This window comes from Chitinophaga oryzae (genome assembly GCF_012516375.2).
In the GTDB taxonomy this organism is placed as follows: Bacteria; Bacteroidota; Bacteroidia; order Chitinophagales; family Chitinophagaceae; genus Chitinophaga; species Chitinophaga oryzae.
Genome location: NZ_CP051204.2, coordinates 6,904,021 through 6,927,124, shown reverse-complemented (window position 1 = coordinate 6,927,124; position 23,104 = coordinate 6,904,021). Strand labels below are relative to the sequence as shown.

Annotated in this window: 21 protein-coding genes and 3 tRNA genes; 17 read left to right on the top strand and 7 right to left on the bottom strand. The window is 47.8% G+C overall.

The genetic code is table 11. The features are described from left to right. The 6 genes from HF324_RS27200 (at nucleotide 1) to HF324_RS27175 (ending at nucleotide 6,467) form a co-directional block, all read left to right on the top strand. Nucleotides 1-1,380, top strand: coding sequence for a hypothetical protein (locus tag HF324_RS27200; RefSeq protein WP_168861320.1), 1,380 nt, complete (start codon nucleotides 1-3; stop codon nucleotides 1,378-1,380). A 9-nt stretch (nucleotides 1,381-1,389) separates the two neighbouring features. Continuing rightward, nucleotides 1,390-4,488 (top strand): beta strand repeat-containing protein, encoded by a 3,099-nt coding sequence (locus HF324_RS27195; RefSeq protein WP_168861319.1) that lies wholly within the window; start codon nucleotides 1,390-1,392, stop codon nucleotides 4,486-4,488. A gap of 40 nt (nucleotides 4,489-4,528) precedes the next feature. Continuing rightward, nucleotides 4,529-4,984, top strand: a complete 456-nt coding sequence (locus HF324_RS27190; RefSeq protein WP_168861318.1) for a phage holin family protein — start codon at nucleotides 4,529-4,531, stop codon at nucleotides 4,982-4,984. Nucleotides 4,985-5,087: 103 nt separating this feature from the next. Beyond that, the gene (locus HF324_RS27185) at nucleotides 5,088-5,549 is read left to right on the top strand and encodes a hypothetical protein (RefSeq protein WP_168861317.1); all 462 of its coding nucleotides are present in this window, start codon (nucleotides 5,088-5,090) and stop codon (nucleotides 5,547-5,549) included. Then, a complete protein-coding gene (locus HF324_RS27180; RefSeq protein WP_168861316.1) occupies nucleotides 5,530-6,060 on the top strand; it encodes a glycoside hydrolase family 73 protein in 531 nt (176 codons plus the stop codon). The genes HF324_RS27185 and HF324_RS27180 overlap by 20 nt, the downstream gene beginning before the upstream one ends. A 140-nt stretch (nucleotides 6,061-6,200) precedes the next feature. Next, nucleotides 6,201-6,467 carry a hypothetical protein gene (locus HF324_RS27175; protein ID WP_168861315.1) on the top strand — a complete coding sequence of 89 codons (267 nt, stop codon included), beginning with the start codon at nucleotides 6,201-6,203 and terminating at the stop codon, nucleotides 6,465-6,467. Nucleotides 6,468-6,989: 522 nt separating this feature from the next. On the opposite strand, the gene HF324_RS33910 is transcribed toward HF324_RS27175, so the two are convergent. Then, complete coding sequence (locus HF324_RS33910; RefSeq protein ID WP_373997310.1) at nucleotides 6,990-7,322, bottom strand: response regulator; 333 nt, start codon at nucleotides 7,320-7,322, stop codon at nucleotides 6,990-6,992. Between the two features lie 390 nt (nucleotides 7,323-7,712). Between HF324_RS33910 and HF324_RS33905 the strand changes: the two genes are divergently transcribed. Next, nucleotides 7,713-7,937 (top strand): helix-turn-helix domain-containing protein, encoded by a 225-nt coding sequence (locus HF324_RS33905; protein ID WP_168861313.1) that lies wholly within the window; start codon nucleotides 7,713-7,715, stop codon nucleotides 7,935-7,937. A gap of 128 nt (nucleotides 7,938-8,065) precedes the next feature. Continuing rightward, nucleotides 8,066-8,797, top strand: a complete 732-nt coding sequence (locus tag HF324_RS27160) for a hypothetical protein (RefSeq protein ID WP_168861312.1) — start codon at nucleotides 8,066-8,068, stop codon at nucleotides 8,795-8,797. A gap of 25 nt (nucleotides 8,798-8,822) precedes the next feature. Here HF324_RS27160 and HF324_RS27155 read toward each other — a convergent pair whose 3' ends face one another. The 3 genes from HF324_RS27155 to HF324_RS27145 form a co-directional block, all read right to left on the bottom strand. Then, a complete protein-coding gene (locus HF324_RS27155) occupies nucleotides 8,823-10,019 on the bottom strand; it encodes a tyrosine-type recombinase/integrase (protein WP_168861311.1) in 1,197 nt (398 codons plus the stop codon). An 88-nt stretch (nucleotides 10,020-10,107) separates the two neighbouring features. Beyond that, nucleotides 10,108-10,191 (bottom strand) — tRNA-Leu (locus HF324_RS27150). A 107-nt stretch (nucleotides 10,192-10,298) separates the two neighbouring features. Next, on the bottom strand, nucleotides 10,299-11,441 hold the full coding sequence (locus tag HF324_RS27145) for a sensor histidine kinase (protein WP_168806224.1): 1,143 nt from the start codon (nucleotides 11,439-11,441) through the stop codon (nucleotides 10,299-10,301). 118 nt (nucleotides 11,442-11,559) lie between these two features. Here HF324_RS27145 and HF324_RS27140 point away from each other — a divergent pair, with 118 nt between their 5' ends. The 4 genes from HF324_RS27140 to HF324_RS27125 all read left to right on the top strand — a co-directional run bounded on the left by HF324_RS27140 (nucleotide 11,560) and on the right by HF324_RS27125 (nucleotide 14,818). Next, a complete protein-coding gene (locus HF324_RS27140; protein ID WP_168806222.1) occupies nucleotides 11,560-12,579 on the top strand; it encodes a glycosyltransferase family 2 protein in 1,020 nt (339 codons plus the stop codon). Nucleotides 12,580-13,165: 586 nt separating this feature from the next. Further along, on the top strand, nucleotides 13,166-14,392 hold the full coding sequence (locus HF324_RS27135; RefSeq protein WP_258539205.1) for a PepSY-associated TM helix domain-containing protein: 1,227 nt from the start codon (nucleotides 13,166-13,168) through the stop codon (nucleotides 14,390-14,392). Nucleotides 14,393-14,618: 226 nt separating this feature from the next. After that, a tRNA-Gly gene (locus HF324_RS27130) sits at nucleotides 14,619-14,694 on the top strand. 51 nt (nucleotides 14,695-14,745) lie between these two features. Then, a tRNA-Gly gene (locus tag HF324_RS27125) sits at nucleotides 14,746-14,818 on the top strand. Nucleotides 14,819-15,014: 196 nt separating this feature from the next. On the opposite strand, the gene HF324_RS27120 is transcribed toward HF324_RS27125, so the two are convergent. Next, nucleotides 15,015-16,175: a hypothetical protein gene (locus tag HF324_RS27120; protein ID WP_168861310.1), complete on the bottom strand. Its 1,161-nt coding sequence runs from the start codon at nucleotides 16,173-16,175 to the stop codon at nucleotides 15,015-15,017. Beyond that, nucleotides 16,172-17,143: a DUF2157 domain-containing protein gene (locus tag HF324_RS27115; protein WP_168806218.1), complete on the bottom strand. Its 972-nt coding sequence runs from the start codon at nucleotides 17,141-17,143 to the stop codon at nucleotides 16,172-16,174. Before HF324_RS27115 ends, HF324_RS27120 begins: the two co-directional genes overlap by 4 nt. Nucleotides 17,144-17,275: 132 nt before the next feature. On the opposite strand from HF324_RS27115, the gene HF324_RS27110 reads away from it, so the two are divergent. Then, the gene (locus tag HF324_RS27110) at nucleotides 17,276-18,148 is read left to right on the top strand and encodes an SMP-30/gluconolactonase/LRE family protein (RefSeq protein WP_168861309.1); all 873 of its coding nucleotides are present in this window, start codon (nucleotides 17,276-17,278) and stop codon (nucleotides 18,146-18,148) included. Between the two features lie 185 nt (nucleotides 18,149-18,333). Beyond that, the gene (locus HF324_RS27105) at nucleotides 18,334-18,627 is read left to right on the top strand and encodes a GNAT family N-acetyltransferase (protein ID WP_168806196.1); all 294 of its coding nucleotides are present in this window, start codon (nucleotides 18,334-18,336) and stop codon (nucleotides 18,625-18,627) included. Between the two features lie 177 nt (nucleotides 18,628-18,804). Here HF324_RS27105 and HF324_RS27100 read toward each other — a convergent pair whose 3' ends face one another. Then, nucleotides 18,805-19,302: an OmpH/Skp family outer membrane protein gene (locus tag HF324_RS27100; protein WP_168806194.1), complete on the bottom strand. Its 498-nt coding sequence runs from the start codon at nucleotides 19,300-19,302 to the stop codon at nucleotides 18,805-18,807. Between the two features lie 413 nt (nucleotides 19,303-19,715). Between HF324_RS27100 and HF324_RS27095 the strand changes: the two genes are divergently transcribed. Genes HF324_RS27095 through HF324_RS27085 form a run of 3 tightly spaced genes read left to right on the top strand, consistent with a single transcriptional unit; the run spans nucleotide 19,716 to nucleotide 23,103 of the window. After that, nucleotides 19,716-20,291: an RNA polymerase sigma-70 factor gene (locus tag HF324_RS27095; protein WP_078667378.1), complete on the top strand. Its 576-nt coding sequence runs from the start codon at nucleotides 19,716-19,718 to the stop codon at nucleotides 20,289-20,291. Between the two features lie 10 nt (nucleotides 20,292-20,301). Further along, the gene (locus tag HF324_RS27090; RefSeq protein ID WP_168861308.1) at nucleotides 20,302-21,282 is read left to right on the top strand and encodes a FecR domain-containing protein; all 981 of its coding nucleotides are present in this window, start codon (nucleotides 20,302-20,304) and stop codon (nucleotides 21,280-21,282) included. Nucleotides 21,283-21,297: 15 nt separating this feature from the next. Continuing rightward, entirely contained in the window at nucleotides 21,298-23,103 is a 1,806-nt protein-coding gene (locus HF324_RS27085) for an STN and carboxypeptidase regulatory-like domain-containing protein (protein ID WP_168806190.1), read from the top strand. Nucleotide 23,104 lies beyond the last annotated feature (1 nt).

Genomic DNA, 23,104 nt, shown 5'->3' with positions numbered 1-23,104 from the left:
ATGGCTGACGAGATCTTACTCATACCAATACCTGAGTTACCGCCGGCGCCAGCCAGCTGGACGCTGGACTGGCCGTTGGCTATTGGTAACCCTACGACAAAGAGAAGTCACCGGGCAACGGCAACGGAGTTTGCTGAGCGTCTTGTGGAGCAGGGTGCCTTTGCAGATATCCGCAATACAAAATTTTATGTGGCCGGCCGGGAGAACCCCGGAGATCCAGCTGTAGGAGATAGCCAAATAACTGACGCCTCCTTACAGGGATATTCTCTCCAACAGGTAGATCTCCGTGGTATTGGCCCATTGATACCGGGGCAGGACTATTTGTTTAACGGGATTGATACTGTGACGTTCAACTCATTAGACCCTGAAAATCCCGGCCCTTACAGCTTTAATAGCGGTGATGTGATCGCCGTAAGTTTTGAGCCACGGATAAGCAGTATTGTGGCTGCTCCCGGCAGCATCGGCAAAGGGTATACGGCTGAAAAAAGACACACATCATCTGGAAACATTTTACCTGATGATTTCTTCAAAATGCACGTCATTGTCGCGACAGGAGCACCGGTAAACCTGGTCCTGCCTCCTGGTAGTAACTACCCACAAGGTGTGCGGCTTACAATCGTGACCAATATGGTGAATACTTGCCAGTCCACTATCAGGACAGCGCCTGGGGATATTGTGTTCCTTACGCCGACCGGAGTAGACGAATTCATCCTCGGCTTCGATGAACAGGCAACGCTCGTTTGGTTTGATGACGGTAATGGTACAAAAGGCTGGCAGGTAGACTACATCAGCCCTTCATATAAAGACGTCGGCCTCTGGTTTCTCTCGTACTTACCCGTTCCCAACAGCATCCCTTTTGACGGGAGAACTATTTCTAAACTCCAGTACCCACGCGCCAAAAAACTCGTTGCGAAGCTGCAGGAGCTGTACCTCGATGCAGTTGTTGATTTCGCAACATGGGAAAGCGATCCGTTTGAGCATCGAACCAAGTGGGCTACAGAAGAGGATTCCGACAATATAATCGTTCCCGACTGGCAGGGGCTTTTTGCTCGCGTCTTACCCGGTGCCCGTTCCGGGATTGATCAGGACCGCGGTGATAACAAAAGTGTTCCGGGTAGTTTTGAAGGGTTCGCCATGAAAAAGCATAACCACACTAGTGACACACGGTTTAATAAACTCGGTGCCCGGGCCTCTGACGTGGACGGTACCGGTACGCCAACTGCTATTGATAATGTCAATCCTGATTCCGAGTACCGCGTTGGGATTATGCAATGGCCAGGTGGAACTCTGTGGAATGCCGCCACGATAAAAGATGTGGGCGAAAGTGAATTTGAAACAAGAAGTATTAACGGCGGCCTGCCTGCGTATGGCTGCATTTGAAGTAACAGTATGAAAAAGTATTTATTGTTTTTAACGGCAGTGCTGTTTGCAATAGTTGTAGACGCACAGAGCTGGACACGAGGTCAATATACACAGAACAAGGGGATAATTGCCGATAGTGCATTCGCTCCTCCTCGTATGGACACTATATGGAAAGGAGGAGAAAAGGATAGTATTGGCGCTATTTTATTTAGACCAATAGACAACGAGTTGTATGTAAAGAAGCCATCGAAGTGGGAACGTATAGCCACCGGGTTTGGGTTGGCGTTAGATTCTGCCTCCTATGCTCCTTCAACTGGTATGTTCTTCTTTCGGCGGACAGATGGCAGTGTGCTCGCTGTTCCTACTGGGTTAGTAGATAGCCTGCGTATCAGGTATACGGCGGCGCAGGCTGACGCCCGCTTCATCCTTTTAACGCAGAAGGGTACTGCAAATGGTGTCGCAGGTTTGGATGCGGGCGGTAAGGTGAGTATGAACCAGATACCGGACGCGTTATTGGGTGCTGTAACATATATGGGCGGCTATAATGCTGCTACCAATACGCCGGCGCTTGCGGCAGCTGCTGCTGGAAACAAAGGTTGTTACTGGGTTGTGAGCACCGCAGGCTCACAGTTCGGGTTATCGCTTGCTGTTGGAGATTGGATTATCTCAAATGGTTCTGTCTACCAGAAGGTAGACAATAACAATGCTGTAACTTCCGTCGCCGGGCGCACCGGTGCGGTGGTTATAGATTCGGCGGATATATCGAGCTTTTATACTAAAGTAAGAGGGCTGCTTTCTGCCAGTAGTCCGCTTACATACAATAGTGTAACTGGTATTTTGACACATGTCAATAGCGGTGTGGCTGCTGGCACATACAACAATGTTTCGGTTAATACAACAGGACACATCACGTCGGGAAGCAATGTGGCTTATCTGACAGGCAATCAACCCATCAATTTATCTGGTGATATAACTGGATCCGGAACTACGGCAATTTCGACTACATTAAAGAACACCGGTACCGCTGGTACGTACATGAAAGTAACTACTGACGCACAAGGGCGGGTCATTTCTGGAGGTACATTGTCAGCAAGCGATATGCCAGCAGGTAGTGGAAACTATATCCAGAATCAGTCTGTTGCTGATCAACCAGCAAGTGGTAGAATCTCCGGAGATTTTATCGCTAACAAACTTCATTCATATGGCCCCACAGGCTCAGTAGATTTTACACTGCATACTTCAACTGGATATAGTGACGGTACTGCTAATAGGCGGTGGGGATTGGGCAAATTAAATACCGAAGCAACTGGGAATGTCGGCAACGATTTTGTTATTACCCGGTTCGACAACTCTGGTAGCCCAATGTCTGCTACCACGCCACCGTTAAAAATAGCCAGAAACACGGGAGAAATTACTTTGGGAACAATAAACAACGAATCTGGCAATGTAGACAAGTTTTTAGTAAGCAATGCTGGTGCTATAAGGTACAGGACCGGTACGCAACTGCTGTCCGATATAGGCGCAGCCCCCGGTTCCGGGTCTGGAAACTATATACGGAATGGTACAGGTGCGCAAACAGCTGACTTCAACATTACGGGCGGCGCTTCCGTTGGCGGGGGCATAAACCTTACCAATTCAACGTCAAACTTAATCAGTTATCCGTCTACTGGAATAGGTGCCCCATCGTTCACTACGCGCAGCGCCGGTACCAGGATGGTTTTATGGCCTAATTTATCAGCCGCCGCGGTTGATTATGGTATGGGCATTGGGAATCCATACATGTGGCTCTCTGTTCCGCAACGAACGAATGCTTATAGTTTTAGGTGGTTTGCAGGAACTGACCAGGTCGGCCGACTGGATGGATTGGGCAGTATGGAATTGACTGGACAGGGACGTTTTGGAGGATGGTATACGGCTAACGGAATAGGTCCGGCCGCTGAAGTTGGCTATTCGGGTGGCTATGCTCTGCTTTACGGTTTTGATCGTACCGCAAGTTCATATTTACCTGTAAGGCTCGCAGGTGGTAACTCAAACGTTAATTTTAGGGTTTTTGACATTGACGGCATCGGATATAAATTTGCCAGCTTGGCCAATGCAAGCCTATTAGGAACTGACGCATTGGGATATTTAACAGATAACTCATCGAGTTTCATAAAGAACGGTACTTCCGTTCAAACTGCACAATTCAGCATAAACGGAACCGGCAACGCAGGACAATTTACTGCACCTGTTTTATCTACAGGAGTATCTACGGGAACACTGAATATTCTTGGTGGAGCAGCTAATGCGGGAAGTTTCAGAGGAGCTGAAATAGCATTGCGAGGCGGCAGCGCTGCTACTTCCCCTGGAGAAATGACTTTTCATACCGGTACCATTGGGAGTAATGCTGTGCAGCCAGAAAGAATGCGTATTAATGCTGCCGGTAATGTAGGTGTTGGGACTGCATCTCCTGCAAATAAATTGGAAGTCGCAGGCGGCGACGGATTAGATCCTGTTGCTGGTACATGGTCCGGTGCCTTCGGTATTAGTAATTCTCCCAACGCTTACGGGCTGAATTTTGGCGTCAAAGGTAACGGAACAAGCTTTGTCCAAGCACAGAGGAAAGACGGCACCGCTACGTTATATCCCATTCTTTTAAATCCAATCGGAGGAAATATAGGTATTAACACCACCTCAAACCCCACGAGTACATTATTTGTCTCTGGTACTTTTACAAATACCGGTGCTGCCGTGTTTGCGTCTGGTGGCGTTCCGATGACTGTAAACGGGTTGGGTCAGGTAAGTGTAGGGTCAACCTTAACTGTATCTGGCACATCAAATTTTACGGGAGCCCTTACAGCCAGCGGTGGTGTTAATGCTAAATCATATGCAGTAAAAACAGGAACGCCTGATGCGGTAGCTGGCATTGTTGAAATACCCGCTAATCAAGGTGAAGTCACTATTAATACAACAGCTGCGACAGCAAACAGCCTCATCTTTTTAACAATAAATGGTTATAGTGATGTTTTAGGCAATATTTCAGCGCCACGGGTATCGTATAAAGGGGCAAATCGTTTTGATATTGCTATGAATAAACCTAGCGGGGTTTCGGCCTCAATAGCCTGGATGATCGTTGAACCTTATTAATGCTATTCTTTATTCCTGAAGTTGATTTTAATCTATAATTATGAAGACGAAGATATCTTTCGAGTTGCTGATGGCCAGCGGAGTGCTGGCTGGGTTTAAGTTTTCGTTTATTCCCTCCGTTAATTTGTTGGGTTGGGTGTTTCTGGCCATGGTGCTGGATCTTGTTACTGGAGTAATTAAAGCTATTGTATTGAAGGAGGCCAGGACTTCCAGCGGTTATCGGAAGACAGTAGTTAAATTCACGCAGTACGCGGGTGCGATTCTGGTGGGAATAATTATGGGAAATTCACTGAGTCATGACGACGTAGTACAGTATGTAAATGATGGACTGTTGGTGCTGCTTATTTACATCGAGACAACCTCCATCTTTGAAAATCTTTATGCCATTGACAACAGTAGTCCTTTTTCGCGCTACTTCATAGCACCCATGCTGAAATTGTTAACCTTGGCCATCCAGAAAAGCCGGTTGGTACAAAATACCGAAAATGAAAAATAGAGTTTTGATACTTGGTCTATTTACAGTCGTGTGTGGCTGTTCCTGTGTGAAGAAGTTCAGCAACCGGCATGAATTAACTGGCCAGCACACAGGTAGTAGTTCTGTGCAGAAGCAACACGCCAAATTGACAACGATCACGGAGATCGCTGATGTGCCGGTGACCACGCGGTCGGATTCCGTCGGTTTTAGCGGATACATGCCTGCTGATGATACCGTCTGCTTTTCTCAGCAGGTAACCGCCGGCGCTGTGTGGTTGAATACCACTGTAAGGCCACAACGAAACAGCTACGGGAAGACTACCGGCTACACTATTACCAGCAGCGCAACTAAGGCTGCAGAGGTGCTCGCCGCACCGGTAAACCGGCAGATTGCCATTGCAGAAACCGGCAAAGAACGTCAACAGACAGCCGTAAGAAATGCGACCATGGAGAAATCGGCTACCTCCTATAAATCCGTCTTCCGGCTCAATGTAGCTGGCGTGATTACGATAGTGCTGGCCCTAGCCTTGTATCTTATTTACCGATACCTTAAAAAAAAGCAAAAAAATGAGGAACGAAGAGATTAAAAAGAGTTTTTTCAACCTATACTACCACAGCGCGGTAAAAAGCGAACGAGAAACCGGTGTTCCCGCGCTGGTTACCTTATCTCAGGCCGCCCTAGAAAGCGGTTGGGGCAATCATGCACCGGGTAACATGTTCTTTGGTGTAAAGGCCGGCCCATCGTGGACTGGTAAGCGTCAATTGTTGAAAACCAAGGAGGTCCATGTAACCAGAGGGGTAAAGTACCCTGAGGTGATAGGTGTTACCTGTCGGCAGGATGGAAAATTTGAATACGTTGTCAAAGACTGGTTTCGCGCCTATGATAACGCTGAAGAAAGTTTCCGAGACCATGGCTTCACGCTCAAAAACGCAAGATGGAAAAAGGGTGGGGAATTGATATACGCTGAAGCCTTTGAACACATCGATGATCCGGTGGCGTTTGTAGAGGCTATGGCGAAGCACTATGCTACAGATCCTACTTATGCAAAGAAGCTGAAAGGCCTTATAACAGATTTTTCTCAGTTTGTTCCGAAGTAACTATGTGAATAATTTTCTGAAGCTAAGCTGTGGGACGGCTGGATTTTTTTATGCTAATTCTTATGAAATTAAATTAAAAAAAAACGCTGGAAACTTGTTTTTTATCTTGTTCACCCTTACATTCCCAGAAAATGGTTTCTATGACGTATTATGTTACTTTTTATACGAAAAGACAAGGAAATTTTGAGTATACTGAAGTCTTTAAGGTGATTAATTGCCCAGATGATATTGTGCCCTCTGATGGGACGGACGTTAATAATCAATTTGCCATCGCAGTTGCGACAAATGCAGGGTATCTTGAAGACTTTCAACTTCCAGATTCTGAAGAAGGGTTGGTGTTTGCGATAACTGATAGCACAACAGAAGAGGTGGCAGGAGAAATTAATTTCGTTGAGCTGCATATTTAGTTAACGCATATACACTGTTGGACGCATACCTTTACGTTGGTCGAAATTTAAGTCTCCCTTTTTTCTGGGGTTTCTTGCACTAAGATAAAACCTGCCCATCTGAGCAGATTTTATTATTGCCGTATAGTCATCCGGTATTTTTCGTTCTGAACAAAATGAATAACCCATTCCTTGTGAATAAAATGGATAAAGAGGTCTTCCCGTGTGTGGCTATATTGCAGTGGGTTAACAAAATTATGTCAGATACCTCGGCCGCTCTCTTCAGGGCGGCTTTTTATTTGCCGGGGATCAATATCCCCGGCGTTTTTTATTCATTTATGGTTAGGATGAATACTAGAGCCAGCCATGCTCCTTCCCAATGGCTATAAGCCATATGAGAAATGGTAGCACGAATAATATAGCAAATAGGTATAACATTTTTTCTTCGTCGTGGTCGTGGTGCATGTTTGAGGGAGCTTTTCTAAGGGTTAATTCCGCACGGGGAATTAAGGAGACACGGGCATCGTAGACTGCTTCTTCCAGTTATCGCGCTGCGGCGTGGTTCCGGCCGGAGGTTAATATGTCAATTTTTGCGGACAATATATTAAGGTTCATGTCTTTTTTAAAAAAGAATGAGTTCGCCCCAGCGTTTCTAACATCCCGTAATATTTTAGGATTGAACCGAGCGGAAACCACTACAATGGGAATCTGTTTGTTAAACTCTCGAATTAGTTTAATAAATTCTATACCATCAGGCTGCGGCATAATTAGGTTGGTAAGTACAATGTCTGGAGGGAAGTCCCGAATCTGTATTAACGCTAGAGTAGAAGTATTGAATTCTTTTATAATAAGATGCTTTCCCGCAATCTTATACATTTCAGGAAGAAGCCATTTCAGGTAAAAGTTATCATCATCTACCCAGACGGCGCGGATTGTTCTTTTTTGGGTGCTTGCTTTGTGGACTCGGGACATGAGTTTGGGTCTTTATTCTTAATAAAAACCGCGCTGGAAGAAGAAAAAAAGGCGCGGAACTCAACTTGCCACCCAGACCCGGCGAGGTTGGAAATGGACAAGAAGAGCCCGCGCACGAAGGTGGCGGGCCTCACTCTTTATCCTATTTCCATCAATTTGCCGGGTCTGGATAGGTAAAAAGCGATGCCTCTGAAATTTCTTTGGGGAGGCAAAGATAGCCGAATATACGAAATTTTATGAAAACAATGCATATATGCATTATTTTGTCGTGCCTTTCTGCCGCACCTTGCCAGCGTGAATATCCGTAACCCAGAATATATAAAGCAGTTTGGTTTAAATCTCCGCAGAATAAGGAAGGAGCAAGGTCGCACGCGACTTGATGTCGCAGTTGCAGCAGGAATAGACGAAACCGCCCTCGGAAAAATCGAGAGAGGTGAGGTGAACACGACTATCTCCACTGTTGAGGTGTTGGCTCGTGCCCTAAATAAACACCCTGGCGAATTATTTTATTTTAAGTAGAAAATACTAATTTTTTTAGTATTTTTGAACTGACATATTCTAATAGTTGTGCCTCAGGAAACCGTCTATTTATAGCAGTTTTCTGAGGCCTTTTTTGTTATTTGTATTGCTAAAAATATTAGTTTTTTATGCCAGTGGAGCTAGAGCAGATAAAAGAGGGATCGTATTTTAAATATAGTGGGGCTGTTATTCGTATTCAGGAGATACACATCCCATTCCTACATGTTATGAGGCATGACCTAGTTCCGATTCTATTAGAAAATAACGAGCTTTATATGCTGGGGTTTAGTTCGGTGAGAGATTCGAAGTTTGGAGAGTTTGAAAAATACACGGCAAACGGGCAAAGGCGTCTCTGGCTAAAGAAAAACCCCACTGACAGGGGCTGGAATATAGTTATCGGTGAGGCAGATACGAAGGTAGCCATACAGTATGTACATGAATTACAGGAAATTTGGCTGGTGCTATTCAGGGAGCCGTTGCGTCGCGCGGGAGACGAGCCGTTGCCACCTCTTAAACTAACATACCGACTGATGCCAGATATGGAAGTTTCAGTTGTAACAGAGGAAGAAACCAGAAAGGGTCGGAGTTATGGAAAGATGCAGCGGTATAATGAGCGTCTACCGTATCCTGAGCAACTCTATTACTTGGTTTGGGATTGCTGCTATCTCTTTCGTAATATTCGGTATGCGATATGGAAAGTCACTCATCCGAAAGATCCAAAAGACGTCCTGTTCGCCTATGCTGGTATCAACTGGGGGTTGTTTTTGGTTGCGGGAAAAGATACCACAGAGTCAGACACCCGAGCTGCCGGCCGGTGGCTGCAGGAGCACCTCCGTCAAAACGATTTGAAAAATGGATAAGCCCCGCTTTGGACGGGGCTTTGATTTAAAATGAGGCTGTCTCAAATGCTGGGTTGTCTGGCCTCTTAAGACTTCGGAGATACGCTTGAAAACTTTTGAGTGATTTGTGCCCTGTCTGTTTCATCGTGGAAGTGATGCTTAAGCCGGAGTCAAGAGCAGAGTCAACACCGGTGTGCTTAAAGACATACGGGGTGAGTTCTTTGGGCAGGCGGAGCGGCTTCCGGACCTTCTCTCTGAACATTGTGGTAAGGCTATCGCGCCGCTTATAAGGCCTTGGGCTCGGCTGTGGCCCGAAGCCCCGTTTATATATTCCAAATATGTAATAATCTTCAAGTCTTGTATTCGGATATTCCCTGTTATATCTGGCATATATCTTCGGCAAATTCTTTCGCAGTTCACGAGCATGTTTTCGGAGAGCCGGTGGCATTATGATAACTCTGCTTCGATCATTTTTAGAAATTTCTGGGGGAAGCTTTATTCGATATCTATCAAAATCAAAGTGCTTTATCTGAAGTTGTGTTAACTCCAAAGGCCTCATAAAGGTATAGTAGATATAATCACAAAATACGGCTAGCGTGTCCGGGTATTTACGAGATAGGTAATTACGGACCAATCTTACCTGAGCCTGAGTAAAAGTTACTGAGCTTCCCTCAGCCTTTTTCTTCCCTTTAGTTTTACTAAAGGGATTGGTCTTAATATGTTCTCGCTCCGTGAGCATATTCATTAAGGAGTAAGCCATTTCCCGGTAGGAATTGAAATATGCGCCGTCATATCCGCATTTCGTGCAATGATCTAGGTATTCAAACGCATGCTTGACCCCGAATTCGGTTGGCGAAAAATTCTCATAACCAGTTTTCTCTAACCAGGAGGTCCAGTGTCGATATTTATACAGATAGGTTCGCTTACTCTCTTCTTCGAGGCCAGATTTTTTCAGCTTCCACATTTCCTCACAGAGCTGCAGTAGCGTTTTTTGGGGATGTTCCACTTCGTTTTTCCACGGGTTCCAGCCGCCTTTTAGCAACTCGTACAGTTCTTTGGCCAGTGCGCCGGCTTCTCGGCGCCGTTCCTCCCGTGTAAAGAAATAGTTGATACCCTTTTTGTAACGGAATTGTTTCCGGACACCTGTTTCGGGGTTGGTATGCCGGAAATAAACAAACCACGACAGTGACATGTCACCGTCGTGGTCGAAAATTTTTGGTTTAGTGAAGTTCTGTTTCGACATTGTCAATCGTTTTTGGTTACCTTTTTTGTTACCTTTTTCGATTGACGCTCCGCAAAGTCGCGACAGTCTTAACTTTCCCAATGGGTTGTGCGAAGGAGGAGATTCGAACTCCCAAGCCCTTTCAGGCACTACCACCTCAAAGTAGCGCGTCTACCAATTTCGCCACCTTCGCATCTTTTCTGGTAGAATGGGCTGCAAAAATAATGGCTTTTTAGAAATAAGCAAATTTATTTATGCTTTTTCTCAAAAATGTGTCTTCCCCGGTGGTGGTGGAACCGGCTACTTTCTAAGCAGGATGCGGAAAGTGGTGCCTTTGTTTATTTCAGAAGATTTTACAAAAAGCCTGCCTTTATGATACTCTTCGATGATTCTTTTGGCGAGGGAGAGCCCTAGTCCCCATCCTCTTTTTTTGGTACTGAAGCCGGGTTTGAAGACTTTTTCGAAGTGCATTTTGGGAATGCCTTTGCCGCTGTCGGAGATATCGATGGTCACGAAAGTGGGGTGGTTGTCGATGTTGATATCGATACGGCCGCTGCCTTCCATGGCGTCGAGTGCATTTTTCAGCAGGTTCTCCACCACCCAGTCAAACAGAGGGGGCGAGATCATGACGGGCAGTTCTTTCTCGTCGGAGTGTACGGAGAAGCGTACTTTCTGCGGGGCTCTTTTCCGGATATAGGCCGTCATGTTTTCTATTTGTTCGAGCACATCCCGTTCTTCCAGTTTGGGTACGCTGCCTATTTTGGAGAAGCGGTCGGTGATGAGTTTGAGGCGGTCCACGTCTTTGGCCAGTTCTGTCACCATCATGGTGTTGGCTTCATTTTCCCGTAGGATTTCCAGCCACGCCTCCATGGATGACAGCGGCGTGCCCAGCTGGTGGGCAGTTTCTTTGGCAAGGCCTACCCATACCTGGTTTTGCGTGGCGCGGTTGGTGCTGGAGAGGGCGAAGAGCACCAGGGCGATGAAGAGGGTGACCACGCCCAGCTGTATGTAGGGGTAATACCGGATTTGCCGCAGGATAAGGGAGTCGCCGTAATAAACATAGTTGTATTGCTGATGGCCTGCCTCTACGGCAAAGGGCGGGTGTTGTTTTTTGAAGGCCTGCAGCTGTTCCTGCAGGTAGCCGGGGTTTTGCGCAATACGCACGGAATCGAGGTTGCGGCTGTCAAGGATACGTCCCTGTTTATCGGTCAGGATAAGCGGGATGGTGGTATTAGTGGTCACTATTTCCACCGCAAGGTTAAGGTTGGCGTCGGGACCGGACTTGAGCAGTTCCCGGTTGGCTTCTACCCAGGTGGCTACTTTTTTGCGTTCTTCATCCTGTATTTTTCTTGTCAGGTTGCTGACGAACCATATCGTGGTCACGATAATGAGCACTGCTATGGAGGCCAGCACGAACTTCCACCCGATGTATTGTCTAAACATATAACTAATTTAAGCCTTATTCCGCTTTGATGATTCGGGATGATTAGCAAATATTAGAATCCTTTGTTGCATATTTGCATCTCTTAATTTTATTATTCACGCATAAACGTAATATCATTTGCACATATTGCCATCAGTTGCTGTCGTTATATTAAATTGGAACGGGAAGGCTTTCCTGGAGAAGTTTCTGCCGTCTGTGTGCCGCTCTACTTATGGTAATCTGCAGCTGGTACTGGCTGATAACGCTTCTACTGACGACAGTGTGGCGTTTGTGACTGCCAACTACCCGTCGGTGCGTATTGTCCGCAATCCATCCAACGATGGTTTTGCCGGTGGTTATAACGAAGCGCTGGCGCATGTGGAGGCCGATATTTACGTGTTGCTGAACCAGGACGTGGAGGTGGAACCGGGATGGATAGAGCCGGTGGTGGCGCTGATGGAATCAGACCCGCGCATCGCCGCCTGCCAGCCAAAGATGCGGGCTTACCATCAGCCGGACGAGTTTGAATATGCCGGCGCTGCCGGTGGGTGGATGGATGTGCTGGGCTATACTTTCTGCCGGGGCCGTATTCTTTATACCACGGAAAAAGACGAAGGGCAGTACGACGACGTGCAGGATGTGTTCTGGGCAACGGGCGCCGCGCTCTTTATCCGGTCGGCCTGTTTCCGGCAGGTCGGTGGTTTTGACCGTGACTTTTTCGCCCATATGGAAGAAGTGGACCTGTGCTGGCGCCTGCAAAGGGCTGGCTACCGGGTATGCTACTGCCCCGATTCCAAAGTGTTCCACGTAGGTGGCGGCAGCCTGCCACAGGGCAACCCCCGTAAGCTTTATCTGAATTTCCGCAACAACCTCATGATGCTGTGGAAAAACCTGCATAGCGAAGACCGATGGATCGTATTGTTCCAACGTTTTTTCCTCGATATCCTGGCGGCGGTTAAAAGCCTGGTATCGGGCAAGCCCAAAGATATGGCCGCTATCTGGCGCGCCTACCGCGATTACTACCGCTGGCGGAAGACGTATGTCAATAAACACGAGCTACCGGAAGTGAAACTGATGAAAATGAAAGGCGTTTTTCACGGAATCATGATCTGGCGTTATTATTTCCTCCGCAGGAAGAAGTTTAAAGACCTGATATAAAAAATCGGGGAAACAGGGGTGCTTCTCCCTAAAATATCCCGGTAACTACATACATAAATCCAAAATATTTGTTAGGTTTGCACCGGAAATAAACTGAATATGGAACACAATACAATAGAAAATAAGAATGACATCACCCGCAACAGGGTTTCCCGCTCCCGTTTCTTTTATTATGTGGGTCTGTTTTGTTTAGTGGCGTTTTTACTCGGCGGCTGCTACAATCTGTACAAACACAAATATCCGGGTAAGCCTGATGTGACTGTTCAGGAAAGTTCCTTGTACAATCCAAAATATAAATAAGTAATATAAGCGGCGCTTATTTACTGACAAACATAATTATCCAGCCTCCCGCGGTTTCCCCCGGGAGGTTTTCTTTTTTTGACCCTCGATTCTCCTGATTTTCTCTTGTTTTTCTGATTCCTGCGTTTTTTCCGGTATTGTATCCCATATCCTGTGTTTTATGAGACCGCCTTGTGTTATAAATATCGACCTTTTCCCTATCGCGTAAATTATATTCCCGATACGAGTAGCTTGTTAACCGATAAGCCGGGAATTTTGTAACGTCGGATAATTCCGGCATGGCTTTATGAGAACAATGGTCCAACGGAAAAAGAAGGAAGCGCACAAACCCGGTAAAAAATCTTTGGCAAGAGTGGTGGTTGACAAGCTGCACCTGTGGCTGGGGCTTGCTTCCGGCATTATTGTGCTGATTATCAGCGTAACTGGTTGCCTGTTTGTTTTCCAGCGGGAAATCAGCGAAATGGTTTACCGCCAGGAAATGTTTGTAACGCCGCAGGAGCATACCCTGCCGCTGAGCGAGCTGAAAGCGGGCGCCCAGAAAGCACTGGGAGATAAGCCTGTTCTGTCCATCACCGCCTGGCGCGCTCCGGACCGTGCCTGGGAATTCCTCGCCTATAAAGCCAATGATACCGCATTGACCTACTTTGGCTGTGTGGAATATTACGAAGCGATTATGGTCAACCCCTATACCGGGGCTGTTACCGGCCGTATTGACTACAAAAACTCGTTTTTCCCGATAGTGAAGATGATACACTGGAGCCTGCTGCTGAATACCCGCTACGGTCAACCGATAGTGGGCTGGAGCACTTTTGTGTTCGTCATCCTGCTGATCACCGGCCTCATCATGTGGTGGCCCAAACGCTGGACCAAAGCGGCCCGTGACCAAAGTTTTAAAGTGAAGTGGAAGGCCAGTTTCAAAAGGGTGAATTACGACCTGCACAATGTGCTTGGGTTCTATAGCCTTATCATTGCACTGGTGCTGGCCCTCACCGGCATGGTATGGGCCTTTACCTGGTTCCAGAAAGCCGTGTATGTGGCTGCTGCCGGTACCACCGAGGCGCCGGTAGCAAAACAGGTGACCTCCGGGCCGGCTACGGCGGCGGCCACCGGTAACCCGCTGGATATTGCCTTTAATACGGTTCAGCCGCTGCTGAAAGACGCCGGCCGCGTTTTCGTATATCCGGCCGCGTACCCGGAAGGCGTGCATACCATGGGGGGCTACAGGGGAAAAGATATTTACTTTGGCAGCGACGAGTACCAGTTTGATCAATATACCGGTAAGCTGGTGGGCCATACCGAGTACAAAAAGAAGAACGGCGGTGAGAAACTGATCGCCATGAATTATGATATTCATGTGGGCGCTATCGGTGGCCTGCCGGGAAAAATAATCGCTTTTGTGATCAGTTTCATTTGTGCATCCCTGCCGGTGACCGGCTTTTATATCTGGTGGGGTAAACAGAAAAAATCAAAAAAGAAAGTGGCAAAACCTGTTGCGCGATTGAATACCATGTAAAATTGTAATAATTTTTGTTTCCCTGAAATTTGCTGTGGTGTTGGCTTTGGGGAGTTGATTTACAATTGTGTGCAATTATTTTTTTAAAAACTTTGAAAAAATATTTTGTGTTTTCAGTCCGTTTCCTATCTTTGCAATCCCAACGAAAACGCCACACGGCAAAACAAACACGCTGAAAGCGCCAACAGTTGGGAAGTTCTTAAAAGTTTTATGTTTTAAAACACCTGCGGAAGTAGCTCATTTGGTAGAGCACGACCTTGCCAAGGTCGGGGTGGCCGGTTCGAGCCCGGTCTTCCGCTCCAGGCCGGAATGCTTATCAGCATCCGTCATCAGAAAAAGTTCTTGTCAAAATTGCGGAAGTAGCTCATTTGGTAGAGCACGACCTTGCCAAGGTCGGGGTGGCCGGTTCGAGCCCGGTCTTCCGCTCTAAAGCCTGATCATATTATATGATCAGGCTTTTTTTATGTCCTGTACAGTGGGTTCTTCCCCGGGCTTTGAAGCTCCTATTTCCTGTTGTAGTATTCTTTTTTCCTGCGTGACAGAACTTCCTGCCGGGCGCTCTCACAAAAAAAAAGCGCACCGTTGCCGATGCGCCTCCTGTCGATATTTATTTTTATTCAGTTTAAAAATCGCCGCTGGCGCCGCCGCCGCCGCCGGACCCACCGCCAAAGTTGGGGTGTGTGTCTGCCGGTCTTGCTGTTGGCGGGAATGTTTGCGCTATGATCAGCGATTCCACTTTCAGCTGGTCAGCCATACCTGCCTCATCAGAAGGGGCATAGGTAAAGCCGTTTTTGGGCGTATGCAGGTACCTGATCAGCGCCCATGCGCCGCCGGTCAGTACCAGTCCGCCGATAGCCATGGCCGTTTCCAGTGGCATTACGCTGTGGTAATGGCGTATCGTGAATACGATCATCGCGACTAAAATAACGCCAGTACGCAGCAGCACGGCGTCTTTTTTTCGAACGCCCAGGTAGATATACAACGGGGGGATGATCACCGTCAGTGCCCAGAAGAGCCATCCGGCGGGAATGTCGGTCGGCGCTTCCGGCATAAGCAACATGCTGTTGGTTTCCCGTACCACGAAATAGTTGCCGGCCATATAGAGCGTTATGAGTGACAAAACGCGTAACACCGTCAGGCAGTCGCTGTAGTGCCGCAGCGCCCTGCGTTTTACAAGCCGGCTGCTGGCCAGGTAGACGGCCAGTGATATGCCCATGAGCAGAAACGGCATGACCGCCGTGCCGTAAGGGATTTTAATCACCTGCCAGAAAACAAGCAGCAGAAAGGCGAGATAGGCGACGGCGGAAGAAACCATATCGGCGTAGCGCAGCGTGCCCAGTGCCGTAAGAATGAGAACAGTCAGCGCCCATGCATTTTCCGACAGGTCGTAGTTTTCGATGAAGATACCGCAGCAGAACAACCCGACGGCGCTCCACAGCAAGGCTTCATTGATGCCGGAGCGGTAGGGTTTTTTCTGGCTGATAGCGAATTCCAGTACGCCTATACAGAGCAACGATGCCAGTATCACCGCTACCCGGAAACCGGTAGCCGTATCACTGCCGAGCGCCAGCAATAAAAAGAAGCCGCTGGTAAAGGCGATTACGATACAGGTGAGCAGAAAAAGCCCGATGCGGATCACCAGGTTGGGCGTGTAAAGGTCTACCGGATGGGCTTTGCGTATAGCTTCCTGCGTTTCGGGGCTGATGCATCCCTGCCGGTGTGCTTTGTCAGCCTCGTTTTGTATATCAAGATTGTCGAGGGTTACAGAAGACCAGGCGATCATTGTTGTTTGATTTTTTTGTTGAGGTTAATGAGGAACAGAATCACACCTACCGTGGAAAATATCATGTACAGGAACCCTGAGTAAATATCGTCTGCCAGGTGATTAAACACAGTGCGTCCCAGGAGGATGCTCACGCCGGCATAGCCGTATAGTACCGCCAGTAGCACAAAGTAGAAGGAGCGATCGCGGAATGCGCGGTGCCAGGTAAGGTAGGCGCCGGCGGCCAACAGCAGGAAAAAGAGCCCGTACCATTTTTCGAAAATACACATGCCGGCGATGGCTGCGATGAAGAAGATATGAACGCCGAAGTTGCGGTAAGTAAAGGCAAAGTGTTTTTTGAAATTGCGTTTCTCCGATAGTTCCGCCAAAGCTACAAGACCGATGCCCAGGGCAACGCCGATGTAAATCAGGTTTTCATTGCCGAAGTCATTCTGCGACAGTATCTGGAACGGCGTGATGGCAATCCCCGCCCAGGCGGCCAGATTGGTGACCGCCATGGAGAGGATGCCCAGGTGATCGAAATAGTAGGCCGTGGCAAACAGGACCACCATGGGAATAAAGGTAGCGAGGCCGTAGGCGGTGCCGAACACCGTGTACTGAAATTGCAGGTAGCCGATAAAGGTGACGAAAGTGAGGCTGCCTAACAGCAACGCATAATCGTAGAAAGCATTCGGCGATTCGGTCTTTTCCCGGGAAAAGGGCGCCCGGTGCCGGAAGCAGTAGGCATAGCTGCCAATACACAATAACGCAATGAAGAGAAGGATCACCTGGTGCCCGATGGTATCGATGTTTTTGTAAACGAGGATGCCGAGGCCGCCGCTCAGTAGTAGTACGCCAAGGTACAGGGCTGATTTGATTTCCCAGTGGAGGGAGAAAAGGCGGTTGTTTTCCGCATGGGTAACACGTTGCATTTCCTCGTCACTGATCAATCCTTCTTTTTGGAGTTTGGAGAAAGTATCAATGTTCATTCAGTGAAAGTACGAATTACGAATTACGAATTACGAATTTGCGGCTGTTTTCCGGGAAACTTACTATCTGAACGTAACAAGAGATGGCTAAAAATTCGTAATTCGTAATTCGTAATTCGTAATTTCATCCCCATGGAGATTTATCAATCAGCATTGTTTTCCACAGGACCTTTTGAACTGGGCGAAGGCGCTTTCTGGTGGCCGGAACGCTCAGCATGGTGCTGGGTGGATATTCTGGGTCATTCCCTGTATATGATGGACAGTAAAGGGCAACGGACGCAATATCATATAGGCGAGTACGTGACGATGATGGTGCCGGTGCAGGGCAGCAATGAACTGCTGCTGGGACTTCATGGCCGTGTGGCGCGTTTCTCACCGGAACATGGCCTGGGCCGCACGCTGGCGGTGCTGGACGGCAATCCGGGCCTCCGTTGTAACGACGGCAAATGTGACCCGGCCGGCAGGCTGTGGGTAGGCACCATGCACCTTACTACGCAGCGGGATAACGGGGCTTTGTATTGCATCGACCATAACCGTCCGCCGGTGATCAAGATCCCGCAGGTAAGTATCTCCAACGGGATCGTATGGTATGGCGACCGGATGTATTTTAATGATACCGTGACCAACAGGGTCCAGGAATATGCCTACGAGGTGAATTCCGGTGAAATTAAGTTCCTGCGCAACGCCGTCGTGATTCCGGCAGAACTGGGATCGCCCGACGGGATGACTATCGACAGCGAAGGGATGTTATGGGTAGCCCACTGGGGCGGTGGCGGGGTATACCGCTGGAACCCTGCCAACGGGAAGCTGCTCGGGAAATTAGAAGTGCCGGCCCTGCAAGTGTCCTGCTGTGTTTTCGGCGGCCCGGATATGCAGGAAATGCTCATTACCACAGCCCGGGAACACATGACACCCCAACAGCTGGAGGCTTATCCGATGAGTGGAAACGTGTTTCACGCAAAGCTTCCTTTTAAAGGCTTGCCTGTCAATTATTTTAAATATTAGTTTAATATACATTTGATTGTTTCACGAAGTCTCGTATTTTTTTCGTACTTTTGTAGGTATGAACGGGCATTTTTAGGGTATTTTAATACCAGAGCAGCGCTATCTTATTCAACTTCCCTTTTATAAAGAATACTTCCCTTTAGTACGCTACTGAAACATTCAAGTGTATAAACTAATGAACAGTCATGAAGGATTTTACAATTATTGACAACAAAGAGGCCAGGCAGTTTGAGGCGCATATCGCCGGACAGCTGGCAAAGGTTATTTATGAAAGAAATGGCAGCCGCATTTTCCTGACAGGCGCAGAAGTGCCGCCAACCCTGGAAAAACAAGGTGTGCTGCCGATGATGCTGGGTAAAGTGATGGAGGAAATTTCTGCACAGAATATCCGGATGGTCCCTTCCAGCAAAAAAGTAGCGGAATTCGTGCGCAGCAATCCTAAATGGAAGACACTGCTGGCACATGGACTGCACATCTAATTCAGGAATTTAGATATTTTGTTGTTTAGATATTGAGTAGGACCATTTAATTGATCGGGTTGTTACAGGAAAGTTACTTTTTCCGTGAATGGCGGTAGGAGAGGAGCTTCTTCAACACTGCAGGCAACTTATCAAATTAACAGCCCCACTCAATATCTAAATAACCAAATTCGCAAATTATTTCAATCCCAGCTTCGCTTTTACCGGTATCATCAGGTCGTCGGCCTCTGAACCGATCAACACTTCTTCCTTCGAATTATCGATCACCATCGAGTAGCCTTTTTCGGAAGCTACCGCTTTCAGCGCTTTTTTCGCTTTATCCATGATCGGCACCAGCAACTGCTGGTCTTTCAGCTGTAATTTCTCTTCCATCCGCTGCCGGTAATCCTGGATACTTGTCTGTGCGTCCTGCAATTCTTTCTCCTTCATTTCTTTAATCTGCTGCGTCCATTTGGTGGCGAGGCTGTCATACTCCTGCAGTTTCCTGGTATATTCGGTAACAAGGTATTGCCCGTCTTTGGCGAGCTCCTGCTGATATTTCTGAAGCGTATCGGTCGCCTGTTTGGTTTCAGGCATGGCAGCAATCAACTGCTGAAAATTAATATAGGCGGTCTTCTGTGAAAATGCTGCAGTGCTCACCAGTAGCATCAGTGCGACAGCGTAAAAATATTTCATGATATAGTTTTCGGCAATATTATGGAATAGATATATAAGAGAATGTTAAATTGTTCACGCAAAGGCGCTAAGCAGCAAAAGCGCAAAGGACCGGTGTTTGCACGCTAAGGCGCTAAGCAGCAAAGGCGCAAAGGACCAGTGTTTGCACGCTAAGGGCGGCAGGCTTATTAAGCAATCATGATAAGTTTGGGGCCGGCTAATGTCTGCTTCATCAATCTGTTGTTACGCTTACCTTAATAATTTAATGTTTATGATAATGTATTTTCCGCACCTTTGCACCTTAGCTGCTTAGCGCCTTTGCGTGAAAAATTTTCAGCGCTCCATAGGGGTAACCTTATCTTCAGGTGTCGTCTTGGAAAGCATTTCAATTGGCAGAAGGAATTATCTTTGACTATAGTTATCAAAACCTACGCATGGAGTTGCAACATCCAGGTGATACTTCGTTACTGGAAAAAGAAGACGTATTAACTTTTGAACAGGCATTTAAAACCCATTTTAAAGGCTTGCATGCCTATGCCTGTACCATATTGAAAGATGAAGTGATGGCGGAAGAAATGGTGCAGAATGTATTCTGTAAACTGTGGGAGAAATCAGGAGATATAAAGATCAAACAAACGATCTCCGGTTACCTTTACAGGGCAGTATATCACGAAAGTATCAATTACCTGCGGCATCAGAAAGTAAAAGCCACGCATCAGGCACACACGCAATATCAAATGAGCAATAACAGGGATACCGGTAATACTTCCGGGAAAGTGACCATGCGGGAACTGGAAGAAAAGCTGCACAAAGCACTTCGTGATCTCCCGGAAAAATGCAGGACCATCTTCCAGTTGAGCCGCTTCGAAGAACTAAAATACCAGGAGATCGCCGATAAGCTTGATATATCGGTGAAAACGGTGGAGAACCAGATGGGCAAAGCGCTGAAGCTGCTGCGGCTCAACCTGGTGGACTTTCTTCCCCTGTTGTTAATATTGCTCCATCTCTAAACCTTCTACCGTGAAAAAGCAACCTGACCATATAAATGACGATCTGCTGGTAAAATTCATGTTAGGCATCACCACGCCGGCAGAACAACAATCCGTGGAGGCATGGATGGCGGCCGATAGCGCCAATGCCAAATACTATGAGCACTTCCGGCTTATCTGGGACGAAAGTAAAAAACTGGCGGCCGTTAGCACTGTTAATGAAGACGACGCCTGGAAACGCTTTCAACAACGGGTAGGCGCCAACGAAAATACCGGCGGCGCCCGCGTCATCAAAACCGATTTCTCTACCTGGCGCCGTAACCTCGCCATAGCAGCTACTTTGCTGGTACTGTTGGGCGCTGCCGGATTCTGGTTCATGAAATCATCCCGGCCGCAACATACCGTTTACGCCACCAACACTGTCAGGCTGGACACCCTGCCGGACGGCTCTTTCGTGACGCTGAACAAACAATCCTCTATCAGTTACGCGAACTCTTTCGCAAAAGAAAGACACGTGAAACTGGAAGGCGAGGCCTTCTTCAACGTAGCACAGGACCCGGGCCGCCCGTTCGTGATCAGGGTAAACGACGTAACGGTAAAAGTACTCGGCACGTCCTTCAACATCAAAAGCGTCAACGGCAAAACAGAAGTGATCGTGGAAACAGGCGCGGTAGAAGTGACCAAACAGCATCATAGCGTACAGTTGCAGCGCAACGAGAAAGCGATTGTAACAGACAAGGACGACGCACCGGTAAAACAAAGTAACACCGACGAACTGTATAACTACTACCGCACACAAACATTTGTATGCAACAACACACCGCTGTGGAAGCTGGTAGATATCCTCAATGAGGCGTACGGCGTAAACATCGTCATTGCCAATACCGCCAAACGGGACCTGCCGATCAGCGTTACCTTCAGTAACAGCTCCCTCGACAGCACACTGAAAATTATCGCGCTTACTTACGGTATCACCGTAGACCAGCAAGGAAACAATATTACCCTGAAATAACTGTAGCACCAACGTATGCCTTTTAGCCGAATACTGACAATACTCCTGCTCATCTCCACTTTCTCGTTTTCCGCGCGGGCGCAGGGCCTGCTGAACAGGACCGTCACAGTGGAAGCGAAAAAACAAAAGTTATCGGAAGTATTGAATATCATCTCCAGACAGGGCAATTTTTTCTTCTCCTATATCAGTAACATTCTTCCGCAGGACAGTCTCGTCAGTATCTCGGTAAAAAATAAAACGGTCCGGCAAACGTTGGACCAGCTATTGGAGGGCGAATATCTCTACAAAGAATCGGGTAACTATATCATCCTCTTCAAAAAGTCGCCCGGGCAGGTTTATTACCAGGTCACGGGATTCGTCACGGACAGTAAAACAGGACAACGGGTACCGAATGCGAGCGTGTACGAACGACAGCAACTCATTTCTACGCTCACCAATAACGAAGGTTATTTCAGGCTGCGGTTACGGGATAAAACCCCTACCGCAGCCATCAGCATTAGTAAGGACCTGTACACCGACACTTCTGTGCTGGTACATGCGGGACAGGACCAGGAGCTGACCGTGAACATTTCCCCGGTGAGTTATCAGCTGCGCGTAGTGGAAATTACCGGCCATAATATGAAGGTGGAAAAAACATGGTGGGGACGTACCGTACTGTCTTCCCGTCAGAAAATGCAGAGCCTCAACATTGGCGGTTTCTTCGCTGACAAGCCTTACCAGGCTTCGCTGACACCGGGCCTCGGTTCACACGGAAAAATGAGCGGGCAGGTAGTCAACAAATTTTCGATCAACTTTATCGGCGGTTATGCCGCGGGGGTAGATGGTTTTGAACTCGGGACCGTGTTCAATATCGTGAAAGGCAATATGCAGCATGTGCAGCTTGGAGGTGTGTTTAACGTGGTAGGAGGAAAAACGAAGGGCGTGCAGATCGCCGGTGTTCACAACCAGGTGCTGGATTCCGTGCGCGGCGTACAGGTGGGAGGAGTAAGCAATATTGTGCAGGGCAGTACGGATGGCGTGCAGATTTCCGGTGTTCTCAACCAGATACATGGCAATATGGAAGGCGTACAGGCGCAGGGCGTATTGGGTATCGTACACGGAAATGCAGACGGCTGGCAGGTAGCCGGCATCGGCAACTATGTGGGCGGCGAAATATCCGGCGCGCAGCTAGGCGGCGTATATAACTATGCAGGCCGTGGTGTGGGAGGCGCACAGCTGTCTACCATCGGGAATATCAGTCATGGTACGATGAGAGGATTACAGCTGGGTACTATTTTCAACTATGCCAGGCATCTCAAAGGCGTGCAGATAGGGTTGGTGAATATTGCGGACACTTCCTCCGGCTATACCATCGGTCTTGTCAATATCGTAAAACACGGTTATCACAAGCTGTCTGTATATACGAATGAAGTGGTGAACTACAACGTAGCGTGGAAGACGGGTAGCAGAAAATTATACAGCATCCTGCTCGCCGGCCTTAATGTCGGTGATAACAAAGTATATACCCTGGGATATGGTATCGGCAGGGAGTTTAATTTTAACAAGCGCCTTTTCCTCGCAGCTGAAATCACCGGACAGAGTCTGTATACCGGCAATGAAAAAGGTTCCCAGCTCTATAGGGTACAACCTTTACTGAACTTCCGGATCTCCGATAAATTTTCCATTTTTGCAGGTCCGGCTATGTCGTTTCATTTATACCAGGAATGGGACCCCAAAGCCGGTTATATGTCTGAGCTTCCGGGTTCCGGCTATCATCCTTTCAAACTCGGAGATGCGGGCCGTGGCTGGGTAGGCTGGCAGGCAGGCATCAGTATTTTCTGAT

Bases quoted from the DNA above. Each gene is read 5' to 3' on its own strand.
- HF324_RS27200 (WP_168861320.1), top strand. From the start codon at position 1: ATGGCTGACGAGATCTTACTCATACCAATACCTGAGTTACCGCCGGCG.
- HF324_RS27195 (WP_168861319.1), top strand. From the start codon at position 1,390: ATGAAAAAGTATTTATTGTTTTTAACGGCAGTGCTGTTTGCAATAGTT.
- HF324_RS27190 (WP_168861318.1), top strand. From the start codon at position 4,529: ATGAAGACGAAGATATCTTTCGAGTTGCTGATGGCCAGCGGAGTGCTG.
- HF324_RS27180 (WP_168861316.1), top strand. From the start codon at position 5,530: ATGAGGAACGAAGAGATTAAAAAGAGTTTTTTCAACCTATACTACCAC.
- HF324_RS27175 (WP_168861315.1), top strand. From the start codon at position 6,201: ATGACGTATTATGTTACTTTTTATACGAAAAGACAAGGAAATTTTGAG.
- HF324_RS33910 (WP_373997310.1), bottom strand. From the start codon at position 7,322: ATGTATAAGATTGCGGGAAAGCATCTTATTATAAAAGAATTCAATACT.
- HF324_RS27160 (WP_168861312.1), top strand. From the start codon at position 8,066: ATGCCAGTGGAGCTAGAGCAGATAAAAGAGGGATCGTATTTTAAATAT.
- HF324_RS27155 (WP_168861311.1), bottom strand. From the start codon at position 10,019: ATGTCGAAACAGAACTTCACTAAACCAAAAATTTTCGACCACGACGGT.
- HF324_RS27145 (WP_168806224.1), bottom strand. From the start codon at position 11,441: ATGTTTAGACAATACATCGGGTGGAAGTTCGTGCTGGCCTCCATAGCA.
- HF324_RS27135 (WP_258539205.1), top strand. From the start codon at position 13,166: ATGAGAACAATGGTCCAACGGAAAAAGAAGGAAGCGCACAAACCCGGT.
- HF324_RS27120 (WP_168861310.1), bottom strand. From the start codon at position 16,175: ATGATCGCCTGGTCTTCTGTAACCCTCGACAATCTTGATATACAAAAC.
- HF324_RS27115 (WP_168806218.1), bottom strand. From the start codon at position 17,143: ATGAACATTGATACTTTCTCCAAACTCCAAAAAGAAGGATTGATCAGT.
- HF324_RS27110 (WP_168861309.1), top strand. From the start codon at position 17,276: ATGGAGATTTATCAATCAGCATTGTTTTCCACAGGACCTTTTGAACTG.
- HF324_RS27105 (WP_168806196.1), top strand. From the start codon at position 18,334: ATGAAGGATTTTACAATTATTGACAACAAAGAGGCCAGGCAGTTTGAG.
- HF324_RS27100 (WP_168806194.1), bottom strand. From the start codon at position 19,302: ATGAAATATTTTTACGCTGTCGCACTGATGCTACTGGTGAGCACTGCA.
- HF324_RS27095 (WP_078667378.1), top strand. From the start codon at position 19,716: ATGGAGTTGCAACATCCAGGTGATACTTCGTTACTGGAAAAAGAAGAC.
- HF324_RS27085 (WP_168806190.1), top strand. From the start codon at position 21,298: ATGCCTTTTAGCCGAATACTGACAATACTCCTGCTCATCTCCACTTTC.